The 20,167-nt window shown below is 59.6% G+C and carries 16 protein-coding genes; 10 read left to right on the plus strand and 6 right to left on the minus strand.

The window, feature by feature from the left end:
• The first annotated feature begins 71 nt into the window (after positions 1-71).
• The 7 genes from betA (at position 72) to yccS (ending at position 11,668) form a co-directional block, all read left to right on the plus strand.
• Positions 72-1,775 carry a choline dehydrogenase gene (betA, locus tag PMI30_RS13765; protein ID WP_008010281.1) on the plus strand — a complete coding sequence of 568 codons (1,704 nt, stop codon included), beginning with the start codon at positions 72-74 and terminating at the stop codon, positions 1,773-1,775.
• A gap of 274 nt (positions 1,776-2,049) precedes the next feature.
• Positions 2,050-3,492, plus strand: coding sequence for a TldD/PmbA family protein (locus PMI30_RS13760; RefSeq protein WP_007894967.1), 1,443 nt, complete (start codon positions 2,050-2,052; stop codon positions 3,490-3,492).
• Complete coding sequence (locus PMI30_RS13755) at positions 3,492-4,841, plus strand: TldD/PmbA family protein (protein ID WP_008010283.1); 1,350 nt, start codon at positions 3,492-3,494, stop codon at positions 4,839-4,841. The genes PMI30_RS13760 and PMI30_RS13755 overlap by 1 nt, the downstream gene beginning before the upstream one ends.
• A 189-nt stretch (positions 4,842-5,030) precedes the next feature.
• Entirely contained in the window at positions 5,031-6,458 is a 1,428-nt protein-coding gene (gene mdtD / locus PMI30_RS13750) for a multidrug transporter subunit MdtD (RefSeq protein WP_008010285.1), read from the plus strand.
• Positions 6,459-6,591: 133 nt separating this feature from the next.
• The gene (gene dbpA / locus PMI30_RS13745; RefSeq protein ID WP_238541994.1) at positions 6,592-7,929 is read left to right on the plus strand and encodes an ATP-dependent RNA helicase DbpA; all 1,338 of its coding nucleotides are present in this window, start codon (positions 6,592-6,594) and stop codon (positions 7,927-7,929) included.
• 143 nt (positions 7,930-8,072) lie between these two features.
• Positions 8,073-9,251 (plus strand): NAD(P)/FAD-dependent oxidoreductase, encoded by a 1,179-nt coding sequence (locus PMI30_RS13740; protein WP_008010289.1) that lies wholly within the window; start codon positions 8,073-8,075, stop codon positions 9,249-9,251.
• 233 nt (positions 9,252-9,484) lie between these two features.
• Positions 9,485-11,668, plus strand: a complete 2,184-nt coding sequence (yccS, locus tag PMI30_RS13735) for a YccS family putative transporter (RefSeq protein ID WP_008010291.1) — start codon at positions 9,485-9,487, stop codon at positions 11,666-11,668.
• Positions 11,669-11,816: 148 nt separating this feature from the next.
• Here yccS and PMI30_RS13730 read toward each other — a convergent pair whose 3' ends face one another.
• Positions 11,817-12,554, minus strand: coding sequence for a substrate-binding periplasmic protein (locus tag PMI30_RS13730; protein ID WP_008010294.1), 738 nt, complete (start codon positions 12,552-12,554; stop codon positions 11,817-11,819).
• A gap of 259 nt (positions 12,555-12,813) precedes the next feature.
• Here PMI30_RS13730 and PMI30_RS13725 point away from each other — a divergent pair, with 259 nt between their 5' ends.
• Complete coding sequence (locus PMI30_RS13725) at positions 12,814-13,266, plus strand: GNAT family N-acetyltransferase (protein WP_008010296.1); 453 nt, start codon at positions 12,814-12,816, stop codon at positions 13,264-13,266.
• Positions 13,267-13,375: 109 nt separating this feature from the next.
• Here PMI30_RS13725 and PMI30_RS13720 read toward each other — a convergent pair whose 3' ends face one another.
• From PMI30_RS13720 to PMI30_RS13710, 3 genes are all read right to left on the minus strand, one after another.
• Positions 13,376-13,672, minus strand: coding sequence for a winged helix-turn-helix domain-containing protein (locus PMI30_RS13720; RefSeq protein WP_007894945.1), 297 nt, complete (start codon positions 13,670-13,672; stop codon positions 13,376-13,378).
• A 100-nt stretch (positions 13,673-13,772) separates the two neighbouring features.
• The gene (locus PMI30_RS13715) at positions 13,773-14,264 is read right to left on the minus strand and encodes a M48 metallopeptidase family protein (RefSeq protein ID WP_008010298.1); all 492 of its coding nucleotides are present in this window, start codon (positions 14,262-14,264) and stop codon (positions 13,773-13,775) included.
• A gap of 45 nt (positions 14,265-14,309) precedes the next feature.
• The gene (locus PMI30_RS13710; RefSeq protein ID WP_008010300.1) at positions 14,310-16,433 is read right to left on the minus strand and encodes a putative bifunctional diguanylate cyclase/phosphodiesterase; all 2,124 of its coding nucleotides are present in this window, start codon (positions 16,431-16,433) and stop codon (positions 14,310-14,312) included.
• A 317-nt stretch (positions 16,434-16,750) separates the two neighbouring features.
• Here PMI30_RS13710 and PMI30_RS13705 point away from each other — a divergent pair, with 317 nt between their 5' ends.
• A complete protein-coding gene (locus tag PMI30_RS13705; RefSeq protein WP_008010302.1) occupies positions 16,751-17,419 on the plus strand; it encodes a polysaccharide lyase family 7 protein in 669 nt (222 codons plus the stop codon).
• 570 nt (positions 17,420-17,989) lie between these two features.
• On the plus strand, positions 17,990-18,352 hold the full coding sequence (locus PMI30_RS13700; protein WP_008010304.1) for a DUF6124 family protein: 363 nt from the start codon (positions 17,990-17,992) through the stop codon (positions 18,350-18,352).
• Positions 18,353-18,525: 173 nt separating this feature from the next.
• Here PMI30_RS13700 and PMI30_RS13695 read toward each other — a convergent pair whose 3' ends face one another.
• On the minus strand, positions 18,526-19,797 hold the full coding sequence (locus PMI30_RS13695) for a type II toxin-antitoxin system HipA family toxin (protein ID WP_008010306.1): 1,272 nt from the start codon (positions 19,795-19,797) through the stop codon (positions 18,526-18,528).
• Positions 19,790-20,041, minus strand: coding sequence for a helix-turn-helix transcriptional regulator (locus PMI30_RS13690; protein ID WP_008010309.1), 252 nt, complete (start codon positions 20,039-20,041; stop codon positions 19,790-19,792). Before PMI30_RS13690 ends, PMI30_RS13695 begins: the two co-directional genes overlap by 8 nt.
• Between the last annotated feature and the right edge of the window lie 126 nt (positions 20,042-20,167).

The raw sequence follows: 20,167 nt of genomic DNA on the forward strand, positions 1-20,167 counted from the left end.
TTGCCCGCGAATCGAGTGCGCAGCACTCGCCACGGCCATGACCTGACCACTTTCAAAGAGGGTGCATTTCAATGTCCCAAGAATTCGATTACATCATCATCGGTGCCGGCTCGGCCGGTAACACCCTGGCGACCCGTCTGACTGAAGACGAAGGCGTCACCGTCCTGTTGCTCGAAGCGGGTGGCCCGGACTACCGTCTGGATTTCCGCACGCAAATGCCGGCCGCCCTGGCGTTCCCGCTGCAAGGCCGTCGCTACAACTGGGCGTATGAAACCGATCCAGAGCCACACATGGACGGTCGCCGGATGGAATGCGGTCGCGGCAAGGGCCTGGGTGGTTCTTCGCTGATCAACGGCATGTGCTACATCCGTGGTAACGCCATGGACTACGACAACTGGTCGAAACTGCCCGGTCTGGAAGACTGGACCTACCTCGACTGCCTGCCGTATTTCCGCAAGGCAGAAACCCGTGACATCGGCCCGAACGACTACCACGGTGGCGACGGTCCGGTCAGCGTGACCACGCCGAAAGCCGGTAACAACCCGCTGTTCCACGCGATGGTTGAAGCCGGCGTGCAGGCCGGTTACCCGCGTACCGTAGACCTCAACGGCTACCAGCAGGAAGGTTTCGGCCCGATGGACCGCACCGTGACGCCGAACGGCCGTCGCGCGAGTACCGCTCGCGGTTACCTGGACGTCGCCAAGAAGCGCTCGACCCTGACCATCGTTACCCACGCCCTGACCGACAAGATCCTGTTCGAAGGCAAACGTGCGGTCGGCGTGCGTTACCTGATCGGCGCCGCTGAAGAGCGCGTTGAAGTCCGTGCCCGCAAAGAAGTGCTCCTGTGCTCCGGCGCCATCGCTTCGCCGCAGATTCTGCAACGCTCCGGCGTCGGCCCGGCTGAACTGCTGAAGAAACTCGACATCCCGGTGGTCCATGACCTGCCGGGCGTTGGTGAAAACCTGCAGGATCACCTTGAGTTGTACCTGCAATACGCCTGCACCCAACCGGTCTCGCTGTACCCGTCGCTGCTGCTGCACAACCAGCCGGCCATCGGTGCCGAGTGGCTGTTCAACGGCACCGGTATCGGCGCCAGCAACCAGTTCGAAGCCGGCGGTTTCATCCGCACCCGTCCGGAATTCGATTGGCCGAACATTCAGTACCACTTCCTGCCGGTGGCGATTAACTACAACGGCAGCAACGGTGTGAAAGAGCACGGCTTCCAGGCGCACATGGGCTCCATGCGTTCGCCAAGCCGTGGTCGCATCCAGGCCAAGTCCAAGGACCCGCGCGAGTACCCGAGCATCCTGTTCAACTACATGGCCACCGAGCAGGACTGGCAAGAATTTCGCGATGGCATCCGCCTGACCCGTGAAATCATGCAGCAGCCTGCACTGGACGCCTTCCGTGGTCGTGAAATCAGCCCGGGCATCGACGTGCAAACCGATGAGCAGCTGGACAAGTTCATCCGCGAACACGCCGAAACCGCGTTCCACCCGTCCTGCTCGTGCAAGATGGGCACCGACGAAATGGCCGTGGTCGATGGCGAAGGTCGTGTGCACGGCATGCAAGCCTTGCGCGTGGTCGATGCCTCGATCATGCCGATCATCACCACCGGCAACCTGAACGCACCAACGATCATGATGGCCGAGAAAATCGCCGACAAAATCCGCGGTCGCAAGCCATTGCCACGCAGCAAGGCCGATTACTACGTGGCCGGTGATGCACCGGTGCGTGGCAAGCCGTTGCGGGATGTGAGCCTGACTGCTCAGTAAGACATTTAGACGGCGGTGCGGCCAATCGCGAGCAGGCTCGCTCCCACAGGTTCCGGGTTGGATTGCAAATATGCGATCAAACCAAAAACCCATGTGGGAGCGAGCCTGCTCGCGATGGGGCCCTGACAAACACCACACATCTCTCGGCATTCCTTTTCCTACACCGCTCCGCGCTTGATCCTACCCCTCGCACCGGCCTAATCTAGCGCCACGCAAACGTTTCATCCCCTCGCAATACCGATACATCGCAACTCCATACCAAGGAGGTTCCCGAATGTTCGATTTCCACCCCCAGCTCAAGCAGCGCTTCGCTGCCTTGCGCACGGGCGCTGAATTCTTTTCGCTGCGTTATGTGCGCGAGTCCGGCCAGTACCTGTCGGTGCGCAAGAACGTCGCCGAACCGCCGAGCCTGAGCCGCGACGAAGGCGCGATGCTGACCGTTCGGGTCAACGGCGTCGAAGCCTATGCCGCCACCAACGACTTGTCCCAATCCGGCCTGCAAGCCGCGCTGGAGAAAGCCGAGCAACAAGCCCGTCGACTCAAGCCTCACGCTCTGCTCGACCTGCGCGAGCAAGCCGTTTCCAGCGACCGCGCCGACTATTTCTCACCCAACTTCGACCAGCCCTTCCCGTCCCTCAGCGATTGCTACCAATTGCTCGGCGCCGAATCCGCCGCCGTGCCCAAGGACGAGCGACTGGTGAACTGGCAGGCGAGCATCGGCATCACCAACGTCGAGCAAATCTACCTCAACAGCGCCGGTGCCGAATTGCGTCAGGCCCAGCGCTTCGTCTACCCGAGCCTGGACGTCACCGCCTACGACGGCAACGACAGCCAGACCCGCACCCTGGGCCGCGAGAATTTCGGCCAACAAGGCGGCTTCGATGTGATCAGCCGTTGCGGCCTGATCGGTGCCGGCCCGAAAGTCGCCGATCAGGCGCTGCAATTGCTGCTGGCGCCGAACACCCCGCAAGGCCCGCGCGACTTGCTGCTGATGCCCGACCAGATGATGCTGCAGATCCACGAGTCCATCGGTCACCCGCTGGAACTGGACCGCATCCTGGGCGACGAGCGCAATTATGCCGGCACCAGTTTCGTCAAGGCAGAAGACTTCGGCAGCCTGCAATACGGCTCCGAACTGCTCAACGTGACGTTCGACCCGGACATCCCCGAGCAACTCGCCAGCTACGGCCATGACGACGACGGTAGCGCTGCCAGCAAGCAATTTCTGATTAAAGAAGGTTTGCTGCTGCGCCCGCTCGGTGGTGCGCTGTCGCAATTCCGTGCAGGCCTCGACGGCGTCGCCAACAGCCGTGCGTGTGGCTGGAACCGTCCGCCGATCGACCGCATGGCCAACCTCAACATCGAGCCCGGCGATCAGCCGCTCGAGCAACTGATCGGCAATATCGAGCACGGCATTTTGATGAGCACCAACCGTTCGTGGTCCATCGACGATGCGCGCAACAAATTCCAGTTCGGTTGCGAATGGGGCCAGTTGATCGAAAACGGCGAACTCAAAGGCGTGGTGAAGAACCCGAACTACCGGGCGATTTCCGCACAATTCTGGAAAAGCCTCAGCGCTGTCGGCGATGCCAACACCGTCAAAGTGCTAGGCACGCCGAACTGCGGCAAGGGCGAACCGAACCAGGTGATCCGCGTCGGTCATGCGTCGCCGGCCTGTGTGTTCAGCAATGTGGATGTGTTTGGGGGAGATGCCTGATGAGTACTGCCACGAGCACTTCAAATAGCCAGGCCGAGTCATTCAAGGACCTGGTCAATTGGCTGCGCGATGCACTGCGCACGCCGGAGCAATTCACCCTCAGCTACGCCGCCGAGTCGTCGGCTTTCGTGCGTTTCAACCACGCCAAGGTCCGTCAGGCCGGGCAGGTGCAGCAAGCGAGTGTCGGGTTCAAATTGATTAACGATGGTCGTCATGCCGATCTGAATATCACCCTGTCGGGCGACCACGAAGTTGATCTTCAGCGCCTGGCCGAAGGTCTGCAGCAGTTGCGCGAAACCCTGCCACTGTTGCCTCAGGACCCGTACCTGCAGCTCAATCATAAGGACTGGCAGAGCAACAACGTGCAGGAGCATCCGCTGCCGGACACCGAGCAAGTGGTCGCTGAAATCACTCAGGCCGCCGAGGGCCTGGACCTGGTCGGTTTCTATGCCGCCGGGCCGATCAGTCGCGGTTTCGCCAGTTCCTCGGGCGCGTTCGGCTGGCATCAGGCCAACAGCTTCAACTTCGACTTCAGCCTGTTCCATGAAAACGGTCAGGCGGTAAAAGCCAGCTATGCCGGGCACGACTGGAGCAGCGAAGGCTTTGCCAGGCGCTTCCAGCAGGCCCGCGAGCAGCTGGCGTTTCTGGGTCGACCATTGCGTACGCTGGCGCCCGGCGAATACCGCGCCTATCTGGCGCCAGCGGCGCTGGAAGAAATCATGGGCATGCTGAGCTGGGGCGGGTTTTCGGCCCAGGCGATTGCCAGCAAGCAGAGCCCGCTGCAGAAGCTCTACGCCGGCGAAACCTGCTTCAACCCCGGCGTGTGGTTGAGTGAGCAGGTCAGCGGCTCCTTGAGCCCGGCGTTTTCCGACGAAGGTTACCCCCGCGATGACCTGGGGTTGATCGCCAAAGGCATGGCCAATGCCCGACTGATCAATTCCCGCAGCGCCGCCGAATACGGCCTCACTGCCAATGGCGCCAGCAGCCATGAATACCCGACGGCGCTGGTCATGCAAGGCGGCAACCTTGCGCAGGCGGACATCCTCAAGCGCCTCGGCACCGGGCTCTACATCAGCAACCTGTGGTACCTGAACTACTCGGACCAACCGGCGGCGCGCCTGACCGGCATGACGCGGTTTGCGACCTTTTGGGTCGAAAACGGCGAGATTCAGGCGCCGGTCAGCACCATGCGTTTCGATGACAGCGTCTACAGCCTGCTCGGCTCGCAGCTCGAAGCGTTGACCGAGGAACGCGAGCTGCTGTTGTCGGCCAGCACCTACAGTCAGCGGGCGACTGCTTCGGCGTTGTTGCCGGGCGCGCTCGTCAGCCGACTTACGTTGACGCTGTAAACATAAACCTGTGGCGAGGGGGCTTGCCCCCGTTGGGCTGCGAAGCGGCCCCCTGGATCGGCAAACGCGTTCTATCAGACATACCGCATTCGCCGGATTTACGACTGCTGCGCAGCCGAACGGGGGCAAGCCCCCTCGCCACAGGGTTCAACGTCGACCATGAATCTGCATTAACCCACAAGAGGCCCCATGCCCAACCGCCCACCTCTCGACGCCGTCACCGCCCGCTGGGTACCGTGGGTTGTGGCCATTGCCTTCTTCATGCAGTCCCTCGACGGGACGATCCTCAACACCGCCCTCCCCGCCATGGCTCGGGACTTGGCCGAAGACCCGCTGCGCATGCAGGGCGTAATCATCGCCTACATGCTCACCGTCGCCTTACTGATCCCCGCCTCCGGCTGGATCGCCGATCGTTTCGGCACCAAAAAGATCTTTTTCGGCGCGATCCTCCTGTTCAGCCTCGGCTCATTGCTTTGCGCCTTGTCGAGCACCCTGAGCATGCTCATCGGCGCCCGGGTGATTCAGGGCCTCGGTGGCGCGTTGATGTTGCCGGTCGGTCGATTGGTGGTCCTGCGTGCCTATCCGCGCTCGGAGCTGGTGCGGATCATGGGGTTCATTACCATTCCAGGCCTGCTCGGCCCGCTGATCGGCCCGACCATGGGCGGCTGGATGGTGCAATACCTGACCTGGCACTGGATCTTCCTGATCAACCTGCCGGTGGGCGTCCTCGGTTGCTACGCGGTATGGAAATTCATTCCCGACCTGCGCGGCAGTGAACGCACTCGCTTCGATAGCCTGGGCTTTTTGCTGTTCGGCGCGGCGATGGTATTGATCACCATCGCCATGGAAGGCCTCGGCGAACTGCACCTGCCGCACTTGCGGGTGATGTTGCTGCTGTTCGGCGGCATGGCCTGTCTGGCGGCGTATTGGCTGCGGGCCGGGCACATCGACAATCCGCTGTTTGCGCCATCGCTGTTCAAGACCCGGACCTTCGCGGTGGGCATCCTCGGCAATCTGTTCGCTCGCCTCGGCAGCGGCGCATTGCCGTTCCTGGTGCCGTTGTTGCTGCAAGTGGCGCTGGGTTATTCGCCGTCACAGGCCGGGATGAGCATGCTGCCCCTGGCTGCGGCCGCGATGGTCGCCAAGTCGGTGGCGCGGCCGCTGATCGAACGGTTCGGCTACCGTAGCGTGCTGACCGGCAACACACTGGCGCTGGGGATCATGCTGGCAAGCATGGGCCTGGTCAGCGAGCAGACGCCGTATTGGCTGCTGCTGGCTCAGTTGGCGGTTCTGGGGGCGATCAACTCCTTGCAGTTCACCGCGATGAACACCGTCACCCTGATCGACCTCGACGACGCCAGCGCCAGCAGCGGTAACAGTCTGCTGTCGGTAGTCGCGCAATTGTCCCTGAGCCTCGGTGTGGCCTGCGCGGGCGCCCTGCTCGGTGGCTTCACGGCAGAGATCGGTAATGACGGCGTGGACACGGTTCTGGGCGCGTTCCAGCTGACGTTTGTGACGGTCGGGATCATGGCGATGCTGGCTGCAACGATCTTCTCGCAGCTTTCACCCAAGGATGGCCGACGGACGGTCAGCCGCGAGCACGATATCGAGCACTGACCCTACGACTTCTCGTCCGGAAACTTCAGGCGAATGGCCATGAGACTGATACACTGCGCGACATTTTGTTTTGCAGGCCAGTCCCGTGACCACCATCGCCACCGCTTTTAATACTTTGCCGCTGTCCGCCGCCATGCTGGCTAACCTCGACTCCCTCGGTTATGCCCAGATGACGCCGATCCAGGCGCAAAGCTTGCCGGTGATCCTCAAGGGGATGGACCTGATCGCCCAGGCCAAGACCGGCAGCGGCAAAACCGCCGCCTTCGGTATCGGCCTGTTGAACCCGATCAATCCGCGCTTCTTCGGTTGCCAGGCACTGGTCATTTGCCCGACTCGCGAGCTGGCCGACCAGGTTGCCAAGGAAATCCGTCGCCTGGCCCGTGCCGAAGACAACATCAAGGTCCTGACCCTGTGTGGCGGCGTGTCTTTCGGCCCGCAGATCGGCTCCCTGGAGCACGGCGCGCACATCATCGTCGGCACTCCCGGGCGCATCCAGCAGCACTTGCGCAAGGGTTCGCTGGTGCTCCATGGCCTGAACACGCTGATCCTCGACGAAGCCGACCGCATGCTCGACATGGGTTTCTACGATTCCATCGAAGAAATCATCGCCCAGACCCCGGAGCGCCGCCAGACCCTGCTGTTCTCCGCCACGTACCCGGTGGGCATCAAGCAACTGGCGTCGAAGTTCATGCGCACCCCACAGATCGTGAAGGCCGAGGCGTTCCACGACGATACGCAGATCGAGCAGCGCTTCTACGAAATCTCTCCGGAAGAGCGCATGGACGCGGTGGTCAAAGTCCTCGCGCATTTCCGTCCTGCTTCCTGCGTTGCCTTCTGCTTCACCAAGCAGCAGGTTCAGGAAACCGTTGATCACCTGACCTCCAAAGGCATCTCCGCCGTCGGTCTGCAGGGTGACCTGGAACAACGTGACCGCGATCAGGTATTGGCCATGTTCGCCAACCGCAGTACTTCGGTACTGGTCGCCACCGATGTTGCCGCGCGCGGTCTGGACATCGATGCGCTGGACATGGTGATCAACGTCGAACTGGCCCGCGACTCGGAAATCCACATTCACCGTGTCGGCCGTACCGGTCGTGCGGGCGAGAAAGGCATCGCGATCAGCCTGGTCGCCCCGTCCGAAGCCCACCGCGCCCAAGCCATCGAGCAACTGCAGAAGTCGCCGTTGAGCTGGGATCAGCTGAGCAACCTCAAATCCCAGGGCGGCGCACCGCTGCTGCCGGTGATGAGCACGCTGTGCATCGGCGCTGGCCGTAAAGACAAGGTACGTCCGGGTGACATTCTCGGCGCACTGACCGGCGATGCCGGCATCCCGGGCGCCCAGGTCGGCAAGATCGCGATTTTCGACTTCCAGGCCTATGTGGCCGTGGAGCGCGGGATCGCCAAGCAAGCCTTGCAGCGCCTGAACGACGGTAAAATCAAAGGCCGCTCGCTGCGCGTGCGCATCCTGTAAAAACAACGCATATCCCCTGTGGGAGCGAGCCTGCTCGCGATGGCGGACTGTCAAACAACATCTATGTTGAATGTGCAGGCCTCATCGCGAGCAGGCTCGCTCCCACAGTTTGTTTTGTGGCGACACCTCAAGAGGACACCGTTTTGCGCTCTACCGAAGTCGTGATCATTGGCGCTGGCGCCGCAGGGTTGATGTGTGCGCTGACCGCCGCCGGGCGCGGGCGCAAGGTGATGTTGCTCGATCATGCGAACAAGGCCGGCAAGAAAATCCTCATGTCAGGCGGTGGCCGCTGCAATTTCACCAACATGTACACCGAACCGGGCAATTTCCTCTCGCAGAACGAGCATTTCTGCAAATCCGCGCTGGCGCGCTACACCCAGTGGGATTTCATCGGCCTGGTGGCCAAACACGGCGTGCCGTACCACGAGAAGAAACTCGGCCAGTTGTTCTGCGATAACAAATCCAGCGACATCCTCGGCCTGCTGCTCGACGAATGCGATCAGGTCGGCGTCAATCTGCACCTGGACACCTCGATTCAGACTATCGAGAAGCTGGAAAGCGGTTATCTGCTGGATACCACGCTGGGCCAGATCACCTGCGAATCCCTGGTGATCGCCACGGGCGGCTTGTCGATTCCGACCCTGGGCGCCACCGGTTTCGGTTATCAAGTGGCCAAGCAGTTCGGTCACGACCTGCTGCCAACCCGCGCCGGCCTCGTGCCGTTCACCATCACCGATCAGCTTAAGGAGCTTTGCACCGAGCTGTCCGGTACGTCGGTGGATTGCCTGGTGAGCTGCAACGACCAGAGTTTCCGCGAAAACATCCTGTTCACCCACCGCGGCCTCAGCGGGCCGGCGATCTTGCAGATTTCGTCGTTCTGGGAATCCGGCGACACGGTGGAAATCAACCTGATGCCGGATCACGACGTGCCGAGCTGGCTGCAACAGCAGCAGGCCGAACGCCCGAATAGCGAGTTGAAAACCCTGCTCGGTGAAATCTTCACCAAGAAGATGGCCAACCTGTTGGCGGACAACTGGTTCGTCTCCAAACCGATGAAGCAATACACCCACGCCGAGTTGGCCGACATCGCCGAAAAACTGGCGAGCTGGAAAGTCGTGCCGGCCGGCACTGAAGGCTACCGCACTGCCGAAGTGACCCTGGGCGGCGTCGACACGCGCGAAGTGTCGTCCAAGACCATGGAATCGCTGAAAAGCCCAGGGCTGTATTTCATCGGTGAAGTGCTCGATGTCACCGGGCATCTGGGTGGCTTCAATTTCCAGTGGGCATGGGCCTCCGGTTACGCCGCCGCGCAGTACGTCTGATCGACCGCGTTATCGTTCTTCGCGGGCAAGCCTCGCTCCTACGGGGCGGAGTTGCCGCAATTTTTGTGGCGACACAAAACCTGTAGGAGCGAGGCTTGCCCGCGAAGGCGTCCCGACAGGCAACACAGAGTGCGCAAGGAACAGATTTTGCTGTCAGATGTGATCGGCGCCATTGCGTCGGCGTCATTAGTGGCTCAATTTAGCGTCATTGCCTCGGAAGGCCTTCGCACTTCATGTCATCGACCACATTTCGGCAGTCTCTGCGTCGCCTCTGGGCGCTGGATAAATTCAGCTATAGCGTGCGGGTATTCATCGCCCTGACCGGCAGCATGGCGCTGTGTTGGTATCAGGATGAAATGGGGCTGCTGATCCCGTTGTTCCTGGGGATCATCGCGAGCGCCCTGGCTGAAACCGACGACAGTTGGCAGGGTCGCCTCAACGCACTGGCCGTGACGCTCGTGTGTTTTATGGTCGCCGCCCTGTCCGTCGAACTGCTCTTCCCCTACCCCGTCCTCTTTATCATCGCCTTTGCCCTGGCCAGCTTCTGCCTGACCATGCTCGGCGCGCTGGGCGAACGGTATGGCGCGATCGCTTCAGCGACGCTGATTCTATCGGTATACACCATGATCGGCGTGGACCAACGAGGCGGCGCGGTCACTGATTTCTGGCACGAGCCGGTGCTGCTGGTGGCCGGTGCGGCCTGGTATGGCTTGCTCTCGGTGCTGTGGCAGGCAATGTTTTCCAACCAGCCGGTGCAGCAGAGCCTGGCGCGGTTGTTCCGTGAACTGGGTTATTACCTGAAACTGAAATCGTCGCTGTTCGAACCGATCCGGCAAATGGACGTGGAAGCGCGGCGCCTGGAACTGGCCCAACAGAATGGTCGGGTGGTGGCGGCCCTGAACGCCGCCAAGGAAATCATTCTGCATCGGGTCGGCGACGGTCGGCCGGGCGTGAAAGTCAGCCGTTATCTGAAGCTGTACTTCCTCGCCCAGGACATTCACGAGCGCGCCAGTTCCTCACACTACCCCTACAACGCGTTGGCCGAAGCGTTCTTCCACAGCGACGTGCTGTTCCGCTGTCAGCGCCTGCTGCGCCAGCAAGGCAAGGCTTGCCGCGCGCTGGCCGAATCGATCCAGATGCGCCAGCCATTCACCTATGACGCAAGCTTCGCCGAGGCCCTGAGCGACCTGCACGCGTCCCTCGAACACCTGCGTATCCAGAGCAATCCGGCCTGGCGCGGCCTGTTGCGTTCGTTGCGAGCGTTGGCTGCCAACCTTGGCACCCTCGACCGTTTACTCAGCGACGCCAGCAACCCCGATGCGCTCGCAGATGCCACCGATAGCAGCCTGCTCGACCGTTCGCCACGCAGCCTCAAGGATGTCTGGATACGCTTGCGCACGCAGCTGACGCCGACGTCCTTGCTGTTCCGCCATGCCCTGCGCCTGCCCCTGGCGTTGAGCATCGGCTACGCGATGGTGCATTTGATCCACCCGTCGCAAGGTTACTGGATCATCCTCACCACGCTGTTTGTCTGTCAGCCAAACTACGGCGCCACCCGGCGCAAACTCGGGCAGCGGATCATCGGCACCGCCATTGGCCTGACCGTGGCCTGGGCACTGTTCGATCTGTTCCCTAACCCGTTGATCCAGTCGAGCTTCGCCATCGTTGCAGGGGTGGTGTTCTTTACCAACCGCACCACCCGCTACACCCTGGCGACAGCCGCGATCACGCTCATGGTGCTGTTCTGCTTCAACCAGGTGGGCGATGGTTATGGGCTGCTTCTGCCGCGACTGTTCGATACCTTGCTCGGCAGTCTGATCGCCGGGCTGGCGGTATTCCTGTTCCTGCCGGACTGGCAGGGTCGACGCCTGAACAAAGTGCTGGCCAACACCCTGACCTGCAACAGCATTTACCTGCGCCAGATCATGCAGCAATACGCCGCCGGTAAAAGCGACGACCTGGCTTATCGCCTGGCCCGACGCAACGCGCACAACGCCGATGCCGCGCTGTCGACGACGCTGGCCAACATGCTGATGGAGCCGGGGCATTTCCGTAAGGAAGCGGACGTCGGGTTCCGTTTCCTGGTGCTGTCGCACACCTTGCTCAGCTATTTATCGGGGCTGGGCGCGCACCGCGAAACCCAACTACCGTCGGACGTGCGCGAGCATTTGGTCGACGGCGCCGGCGTGAGCCTGGCCACCAGCCTCGACGAAATCGCCCAAGGTCTGGCGAGCAAACAGCCGATTGCGATTCAGAGTGATGAGGAAGAAGCGCTGGCCAATGGGCTTGAGCAGATGCCGGATGAGATCGATGAAGGGCAGCGGTTGGTGCAGACGCAACTGGCGTTGATCTGCCGGCAGCTGGGGCCGTTGCGGACGTTGGCGGCGCATTTGATCAAGGATACGAGCGAGGCTTGAGACTTTTAGTGACCGGGCCGGCCCCTTCGCGGGCAAGCCTCGCTCCTACAGAATCAGTGTCGGCCACGGGATTTGTGCCAGACACCTAATCTGTAGGAGCGAGGCTTGCCCGCGAAGACGTCAACTCAAACACCGCAGTCCTTTCAGATCACATCCCATGCTGCTTGAGCAATTTCTCATAACTCCCATCAGCCTTCATCGCCGCAATCTCACGGTCGAACCCGGCGACGATCTGTTCATGCTGGGGGTTCTTCAGGCTCACCAGAATATGCAGGCTGTTCTCGCTCAACGGCTTGGGCAAAAACTCCACGGCATTGCGTACTTTGGGTGACTCGCGAGCCAGGTAATACCGGGCGACGAACTCGTCTTCCAGAGTCAGCTTGACCCGGTCGGCCGCGACCATGCGCACGGCCATGGCGAAGTTATGCACCGGGACTTTCTGCAACGACACATCGTCATCGAACTCGTGCGAATAGGCATAACCGCGTACCACCGCTATCGGGTAGGTATGCAGTTGTTGCAGGTTGCTAAATTCGATCGGCGCGTCTTTGCGCTTGAGAAAGCGCACGCGGTTGAGCAGGTACTCGCTGGAAAACTGCCCCAGTTTCGTGCGCTCGTCGGTGTACCAGGCGTTGACCAGCACGTCGTAACGCCCCTCGCCTACCCCAAACAAGGCTCGCGCCCATGGCACCTGTTCGAACTCACTGGCATAGCCGGCCCGGGCCAGCGCAGTGCTGACGATGTCCGTGGCCAATCCGCCATTGACCAGCGTGGCGTCGGTAAAGGGCGGCCAGGCATCGGCTACCAGACGCAGCTTTTGCGCTGCCGCGCTCTGTGTCAGCAACAGCAATCCAATCAAAGCAAACGCTCGATGCAATCGCGGCATGCCAGAAAATCCTTAGCGGGCGGGCTGCCCGGCGTGTTTTTCAGCCAAAACTCCAAGGCCCCTCTACCGGCGAAACCCAGGTCCTAACATTAGCTCATCGACGACATTGCACAGCGCTTCATCGCAGATTACACAAAGAAGACAATCTCGCGAGAAATGAATGATGGCATTTTGGCCTTTGTCACAGATTTCTCTGCCATCAAGACATCCCGCGTCAGGACGCTTAGTATCGGAGCAACGTTGTTCAAGGAATCTGAAGATGACAATCGATTGGGTCTGCAAGCACCACAGCGATCTGGGTAAAGAGCAGCTGTATGCCCTTCTGCAGCTGCGCGCCGAAGTGTTCGTCGTCGAGCAGAAATGCGTTTATCAGGACATCGATGGGCAGGACCTTGAAGGTGACACCTGTCATTTGATGGGCTGGGACGGGGATCGCCTGGTGGCTTACCTGCGCTTGCTCGACCCGGAGTTACAGGGCGGCGACGTGGTGATTGGCCGAGTGATCATAGCTCCCGCTGCACGCGGCACCGGGCTTGGGCATGAGTTGATGAGCCAGGCATTGAAACAGGCCGAGAAGCACTGGCCTGAAGTGCCGATCTACCTCTCGGCCCAGGCGCATTTGCAGGGGTACTACGGGCGGTACGGGTTTGTGGTGGTGGGTGAGGAATACCTGGAGGATGACATTCCGCATATCGGGATGCGTCGTTCCTGAGGGCCTCTTCGCGGGCAAGCCTCGCTCCTACAGATTATGTGTCGGCCACCTCCGCCCCTGTAGGAGCGAGGCTTGCCCGCGAAGACGTCAGCCCTGTCGCTGCAGAAATTCAGGGATACTCCAACACCGCTTTGATCTGCCGCAGATTACGCTCGATCCACCCCCGATCAATCGCCCCCCACTCGCGAATCCGATAGCGCCCCGCATGGTTGCGCGCGCCCTCTTCCTGCTCGAATTCACAAACGATATCCAGATCCGCCAATGCCGCGATGGTGTCCTGGGCTGTGCGCCGAGGCATGCCGGTGACTTCAGTCAACGCCGGGACGCTGCTGGCCAATCCGCTATCGATCAGGTACGCCACGTACAACCGGCGGTAGAAGCTGCTTTTGGTCTTGCTCACGTCCATCCATGCGCTCCTTATCAGAAGATCAAAAGATCGCAGCCTTCGGCAGCGCCCACAGGCGCGTAGGAGCTGCCGAAGGCTGCGATCTTTTGATCTTGAACTTCTATTGCATATCCCGCCAAGTCAGGTACACCCGTACATCGAACTCCACCTGGTGATACCCCGGCAACATGTGTTCGCACAGCTTGTAGAACGCCTTGTTGTGATCCGACTCTTTGAAGTGCGCCAACTCATGCACCACGATCATTCTCAGAAACTCGGAGGGCGCGTCCTTGAACAACGATGCCACGCGAATTTCTTTCTTGGCCTTGAGCTTGCCGCCTTGCACCCGGGAAATCGCGGTGTGCAGGCCGAGCGCGCGGTGGGTCAGGTCCAGACGGTTGTCGAATAACACCTTGTCGATCGCCGGGGCGTTACGCAGGTATTCCTGCTTGAGGTCCAAAGCATAGGTGTACAGCGCCTTGTCGCTCTGCACCCCGTGCTTTTGCGGATATCGCTGGCTCAGGTAGTCGCCCAGCCGACCTTCGGCGATCAACTGACGCACCTGGTCCTGCAACGCAGCGGGATAGGTCTGGAGGTATTTCAACGCGGTCATTGGGGCGGCAACACGAGTCACGAAAAGGTCGCCAGTGTAACGAATTCAACTCGTCAGCGCGCTCCAGTCGAACGGCTCGACAAAGTGACGGGTGTCCTCGGCCATCAACGGTCGCGCGACCAGAAACCCCTGCACATACTGGCAACCGTTGGCTTGCAGCCATTCATATTGCGCCACCGTCTCCACCCCTTCAGCGATGACTAACAGACCGAACTGTTTGCACAAATCGATGACACTGCGTGCCAGCGCCGCATCCCGTTCGGACCCCGGCAACCGGGCGATCAAATGCCGGTCAAGTTTGAGCGTGTCCAGTTCAAGGTCTCGCAGGTGCGCCAGCGAACAAGCCCCGGAACCAAAATCATCCAGCGCTACCCGCACTCCCAAATTGCGCAGCAAACGCAGCTGCTTTCGGGTTTCGTCGGGGTTAAGCATCAAGGCCTCTTCCGTGACCTCGACCTCCAGCTGCCGCGGTTTCAAACCATGACGGTCCAGCACCTGGCGCAGCTCGGTGACCAGGTTAGGCAATCCGAATTGCGTGCTGCTCAAACTGACGCCCAGCACCAGATCTTCGGCAAACAAGGTTTCCCAGGCTTTTCGCTGTTTGGCCCCGCGATGGTAAATCCAGCTGCCCAGGCGACTGATCAACCGCGCCTCTTCCAGCAACGGCAAAAACAGCCCCGGCGGTACATCACCGACACTCGGATGCTGCCAGCGCAGCAACGCCTCGAACCCGCGAATCTGCCCGTCGGCAATGGCTACTTGAGGCTGATACACCAGGTTGAAATCACGGTTCTCGATGGCTGTGCGCACGCTCTCTTCGAGCATCAGCCGCGAGCGCGCCCGGCCATTCATTTCGTGATCGTAGAAGCGATATTGCTGACGCCCGGCACGCTTGGCTTCGTACATGGCGATGTCGGACGCTCGCATCAACCCGTCGAGATTAGCCCCACAATCGGGATAAGTGGCGATGCCGATACTGGCGCCCAAGGCGATGTCCATGCCTTCGATTTGCTGACAGATCGACACCCGCTCGATGAGCTTCTCGGCAATCTTCGCCGCGTGCTCGGGGAGCTCAAGATCCAGCAGCGCGGTGAACTCATCGCCACCCATCCGCGCCAGAATATCGAAGGGCCGCAGACACGCCTTCAGCTGCTCGGACACCCAACGCAGCACCCGGTCGCCCGCATCGTGGCCGAGGGAGTCATTGACCCGTTTGAAGCCGTCGAGGTCCAGGTACAACAGCACCCAGGTGCTGTCGGAGCGTTCGCCGCGCAGCAGCAGGTTTTCAACCGTCTGATAAAAACCCCGGCGATTGAGCAGCCCGGTCAGCGGATCGGTCACCGCCTGGAACTCCAGCTGCTGATGCAGATGGCGCACCACCGACATGTCCAGCACCGTCACCACCATGGCATGTTGTTCGGTGGGCAAAGGCGCGCAGGACAATGCCACCGGCACTTGCTGACCGGGCGCGGTACGCAGTAACGCATCGTGCAGGCGCAGGGTTTCACCGCGCTTGTAGCCGGCAAACAATTCGGAGTCGGCCCAAATCGGGATGTGCGGTTTTTGCAGGAAATCCAGAAACTCTTTGCCTTGCAGCTCATGCACCGTGGCATTGAGCAGGCGGGACATCGCCGGGTTGGCAAAACGAATCAGTCCGTCCTCGCCCACCACCAGAATGCCTTCGGCGGCGTTATCCAGCACCGAGGCATTGAAGGCACGAGCGACTTCCAGGTCATGGCTCAACTGCTGCAAGGCACGGCGATTACGCTGATGCTCGAGCAGGGCCTGGACTTTGGGTTTGAGAATTTGCGGGTCGAACGGTTTGAACAGGTAATCCACCGCGCCACTGGCGTAGCCCTTGATCACGGCGTCCTGGGATTGTTCGTTGGCGGTAAGGAAAATGATTGGCGTGAGTCGGGTTCGCTGGCTGCCACGCATCAAGCGCGCCACCTCGAAACCGTCCATACCCGGCATCTGCACATCCAGCAGCACCAGGTCGACGTCGTGTTCGAGCAACAGGCTGAGCGCTTCAAAGCCGGAAGCCGCGGTGAATACCTGCCAGTCCTGGCGCTGTAACAACGCGCGCATGCTGATCAGGTTTTCGGGGTAATCATCAACAATTAAAAGGATTGAGCTGCCTTCAGCTGGCGTAGGTTGTGCGCATTCCATGCTGCATCTCTTGTTCGGGACCTCAGGCCGGTTTCTTGTGAAAACCGGACACATAGTGCGACTTCACTCTAGACCCGGATCCGCGAAAGCAGAAGGTGCCGGTGTGCCATCACTTCAGTAAAGTTTCACATAGCCGACTAACGGTCAGTCCTACAGCCCCCGTAAACCGGGAAAGATGGCATTTCGACAGGATGTTGACGTCAACCATCTGCCAAACGGGCATTAACATACAACCGTTCTACGCTTATAAAGACCACCCCGAAGGCGCGCGCTAGAGCTTCTGGCACGGGCGTACAGAACAAAGTGGAAGCTTGAATATGATCGATCTCGCAACCTGGAACCTCAGCGTTCCTGTCGGCAGTCCGCCGTACACCGTTGAAACAACCAAACTGGTGGACGGCTTCAAGGATCAATACTTCCACTCCGACACCGGCACCTTGTTTTTCTGGTCCCCGGTAACCGGCACCCGCACTGACAACGCAATTTACCCTCGCACCGAACTGCGCGAAACCTACAGCAATGGCACGCTGAAAAACTGGTACTACCCCGACGCGGACAACTCCCTGCGTGCGACCCTTACGGTCAGCAAGGTACCCAGCACGGGCAAGATCGTCATTGGTCAGATCCATGCCTACAAAAGCCAAAAGCCGATGGTGAAGCTCGAATATCAATACAAGGACTCCAGCGCGACCGGAAACATCGTCGCCAAAGTCCGCATGCACCCCGACGACGACACCGCCCGGGTCATCACCATCGCCACTGGCGTGAAACTCGATCGGGAGTTTTCCTACCTCATCCACCTCAGCCCCGGCGGTGCATTGGGCATCAGTGCGGCGGGCTACCAGTGGGACACCGACATCAGCGCGATGTGGCGTGATAAACCGCTGTACTTCAAGGCCGGTGTCTATGTGCAAGACAACAGCGGGTACACCAGCGAAGGCGGGCAAGTGACGTTCAGCAAGCTGGATATCGATCACGATACCTGAGGGGACTCGATCCCCTGCAGGAGCTGCCAAAGGCTGCGATCTTTTGATCTTCAGCTCCGAAAACTTCGTAGGAATCCACCCATTGTGGCGAGGGAGTCCCGTCGGGCTGCGCAGCAGTCCCTTTTTTTGGGGGGCCGCTTCGCGCCCCAGCGGGGACTCCCTCGCCACAGGTTCTTTATGTCCAACTCCATCTCTTCACTGACCGGCATCTGGCCCCATTTAAACGCCAACGTTTAAAGACACTCAGCGTTACTTCATGAAGCCTACAACGGCTTGCGTCACCACCTACAGGTACGCCAGAATCCGCCGACTTGTGCGCCTTGAAGCCCACCGGTAACTTGATTCGCGTCACTGATTTCCAGTGATCGGGTTTAGTAGCCCGTGGTTTCGAGCTTGGTGCACAAGCATCTGTCAGTCAGGGATTTCGATTCCTGCGCTTGATGGTAACTGTGCGCAGGGCACCTTCGGGTGCGCCGGCTTGCTCGAAACCCCGGTCTACTAACCTGCGTACAGTTGCCTCCACTTTGATTAGTAGCCAGAGAGGGGGCACTCCAATCAGGTTTCGAGCAAATGACTAAATCAACGCCGCATCCGCCGGTCACCGACCCGGCATCCCCCTACGAATCCCCCGATTCAAAAAAATTCCACGAAGCCGCCGAGCGCGCCCTCGACCATTACCTCAACCCGGCCGCAAAAATCATGGCCACCACCAACGAACCCGAGCCCATGTATTTGGCCAATCCGAAGTACAACACCGAATCCCTGCTGGCCAACGCCAGCGAAACACTGGGCTCGGCCACCACCATGCTCAACAATTTCGCGGCGCTGCTGGAGACCTCCCATCGCAAGACCCTGCTGGGCATCGCTCAGGTAGTCATGCTCGGCGAACTGGCGGTGAACCAGGCGCTGGACCACGTCGAATTGAAGGAGTAATCGGGCTCTGGTTGGAGCAACGCGAGCAAACTTGCTTCCAATAAAAAACCCGCCTCTCGGCGGGTTCTTTATCAGCGCAGTTTAACGCTCAGGCTCAGTTAACCTTAGCGTTCAACTAACTGAATAAGGGACGATTAAATAAATCCCTTTGTCCCTGCCAACCACCACAAAAATCACCTGTCCGTCTTGCCCACGGGTTTACGCCTAAGCCCCGACACAACAGTGTCATTCCGCGCCGCCATCCGCCCGGCAACCCACTCACGCTGCATATCCGCAAGGAGTTCGCCATCCACGCGATATCGATTAACCGTTAACGCTTGAGTCATCGCCTCGGCAATACGCTCAATGATCAAGGCCGGCCTCTCCACCGCGCAGTGTTTTCGACCGAATTCAATCAATTGCTGACGATCCGGGTAGTTTTTCACTTTGTTCATCTTGATGGCCAACGTCCGGTCAACCAATGACCGACCGGATTTTGGATTGTAGTTTTCATAAACGGTCGTGGTCGTGACATCGAAAACCGGTGCCAATTGCACTGTTTCAAGCGCATCAGGATGGGTGTAGATCACACCGAAGTTCTTCAGGTGTGCGTCTCCGTTGCGGACCATGACTGAAAGACAAACCGAAGAAAAAAAGCGCTCCAGTTCGCGCACCGGATCGCCATGTCGGCAGACTTGGCCAATCACGGCAGCAAGGGTTTCATAGCTTTGGGAATACTTGTAGTTGTCATGGGGATCCTTGTTGAGCCCCAGAAGGACGGCCATGTCTTCAAACCCGAGACGACCGGAAGCGTTCAGATCGAATCGCTCCATCACAAATAGATCACCGTTTTCCGACAGCCAGAACGGCGGCGTTTCCAATCCGGCAAGACGGGCCGCTTCCAGACAGAGAAATTCGTTCTGAGCCAGGTGTGCATACTCGTCTGCGCCTGACTTAACGATCAGATCGGAGCTGAGCATGGTTTTTCGATTACCGGTGAGCTTATCCAGATCGGGTACCAGCACCTTGGGCTGCACACCTGAAATGCCCGACTCGAAATAGGTATCGACCAGGAACTCGAAGACACCTTGCGAAGCATCTGCAGACAGGATTTCCTGCAGCCCGACCTGAGCACGAACGGACACGAGTGCCTCTGCCGGGTTCTGGTAGGTGAGGCGCCCGATTTGATTCCCTCCGATGACCGATAACAGGCGCATTTCATCCACCTGCATATGCTTGGCCATCCGGCGTTTGATCTGATCGGCCAGAAATCCTTCAGGCACATTCATATCGAAGATCGGATGCAGCACATTGCTCACCGAAGGCGTCGGGTCATAGGGCATTACCAGTGAGACTTCCCTGGGTGCATCGGCGGATTCGTAGGCAAACGAGAACTGCGACCCCTTGGACAGCTCGCCCGAAAAGCCTTGCGGTGTCATGACGTTGAGCAGTTTGACCTTACTCATCGTGCTCTACCAGATCAGCAAGGGATTTGAGATCAATTCGGTTGTCGACAATTTCAAGCGCCATGCCCAGCGCTGATAGCACCCGGAACGCGGTGTAAAGCGCGACATTTTCACCGGCCTCAAGGTCAATGATGGTTTTGCGGTTGCATTTTGCTCTGTGCGCCAATATTGCCTGGCTATAGCCTTTGGCGCGTCGCAACTGGCGGACTCTTTCACCGAACACAGAGGGGTTGTGCAGGAGCATGAATGTCACCTATATCGGACTTTACTAACGAATATTTTTATTATGTCCACTATAAGTAACATTTCAAGCGCCTTACGTCAGACAGCGCCCAGATGAAATCTCCTCCATAAAAAAACCCGCCTCTCG

It is taken from the genome of Pseudomonas sp. GM50 (genome assembly GCF_000282375.1).
In the GTDB taxonomy this organism is placed as follows: Bacteria; Pseudomonadota; Gammaproteobacteria; order Pseudomonadales; family Pseudomonadaceae; genus Aquipseudomonas.

Excerpts from the sequence above, each read along its gene's own strand:
- yccS (WP_008010291.1), top strand. The coding sequence starts at position 9,485 with ATGTCATCGACCACATTTCGGCAGTCTCTGCGTCGCCTCTGGGCGCTG.
- PMI30_RS13705 (WP_008010302.1), top strand. The coding sequence starts at position 16,751 with ATGATCGATCTCGCAACCTGGAACCTCAGCGTTCCTGTCGGCAGTCCG.
- PMI30_RS13720 (WP_007894945.1), bottom strand. The coding sequence starts at position 13,672 with ATGGACGTGAGCAAGACCAAAAGCAGCTTCTACCGCCGGTTGTACGTG.
- PMI30_RS13690 (WP_008010309.1), bottom strand. The coding sequence starts at position 20,041 with ATGCTCCTGCACAACCCCTCTGTGTTCGGTGAAAGAGTCCGCCAGTTG.
- PMI30_RS13760 (WP_007894967.1), top strand. The coding sequence starts at position 2,050 with ATGTTCGATTTCCACCCCCAGCTCAAGCAGCGCTTCGCTGCCTTGCGC.
- PMI30_RS13715 (WP_008010298.1), bottom strand. The coding sequence starts at position 14,264 with ATGACCGCGTTGAAATACCTCCAGACCTATCCCGCTGCGTTGCAGGAC.
- PMI30_RS13710 (WP_008010300.1), bottom strand. The coding sequence starts at position 16,433 with ATGGAATGCGCACAACCTACGCCAGCTGAAGGCAGCTCAATCCTTTTA.
- dbpA (WP_238541994.1), top strand. The coding sequence starts at position 6,592 with ATGCTGGCTAACCTCGACTCCCTCGGTTATGCCCAGATGACGCCGATC.
- PMI30_RS13755 (WP_008010283.1), top strand. The coding sequence starts at position 3,492 with ATGAGTACTGCCACGAGCACTTCAAATAGCCAGGCCGAGTCATTCAAG.
- PMI30_RS13695 (WP_008010306.1), bottom strand. The coding sequence starts at position 19,797 with ATGAGTAAGGTCAAACTGCTCAACGTCATGACACCGCAAGGCTTTTCG.
- betA (WP_008010281.1), top strand. The coding sequence starts at position 72 with ATGTCCCAAGAATTCGATTACATCATCATCGGTGCCGGCTCGGCCGGT.
- mdtD (WP_008010285.1), top strand. The coding sequence starts at position 5,031 with ATGCCCAACCGCCCACCTCTCGACGCCGTCACCGCCCGCTGGGTACCG.
- PMI30_RS13730 (WP_008010294.1), bottom strand. The coding sequence starts at position 12,554 with ATGCCGCGATTGCATCGAGCGTTTGCTTTGATTGGATTGCTGTTGCTG.
- PMI30_RS13725 (WP_008010296.1), top strand. The coding sequence starts at position 12,814 with ATGACAATCGATTGGGTCTGCAAGCACCACAGCGATCTGGGTAAAGAG.
- PMI30_RS13700 (WP_008010304.1), top strand. The coding sequence starts at position 17,990 with ATGACTAAATCAACGCCGCATCCGCCGGTCACCGACCCGGCATCCCCC.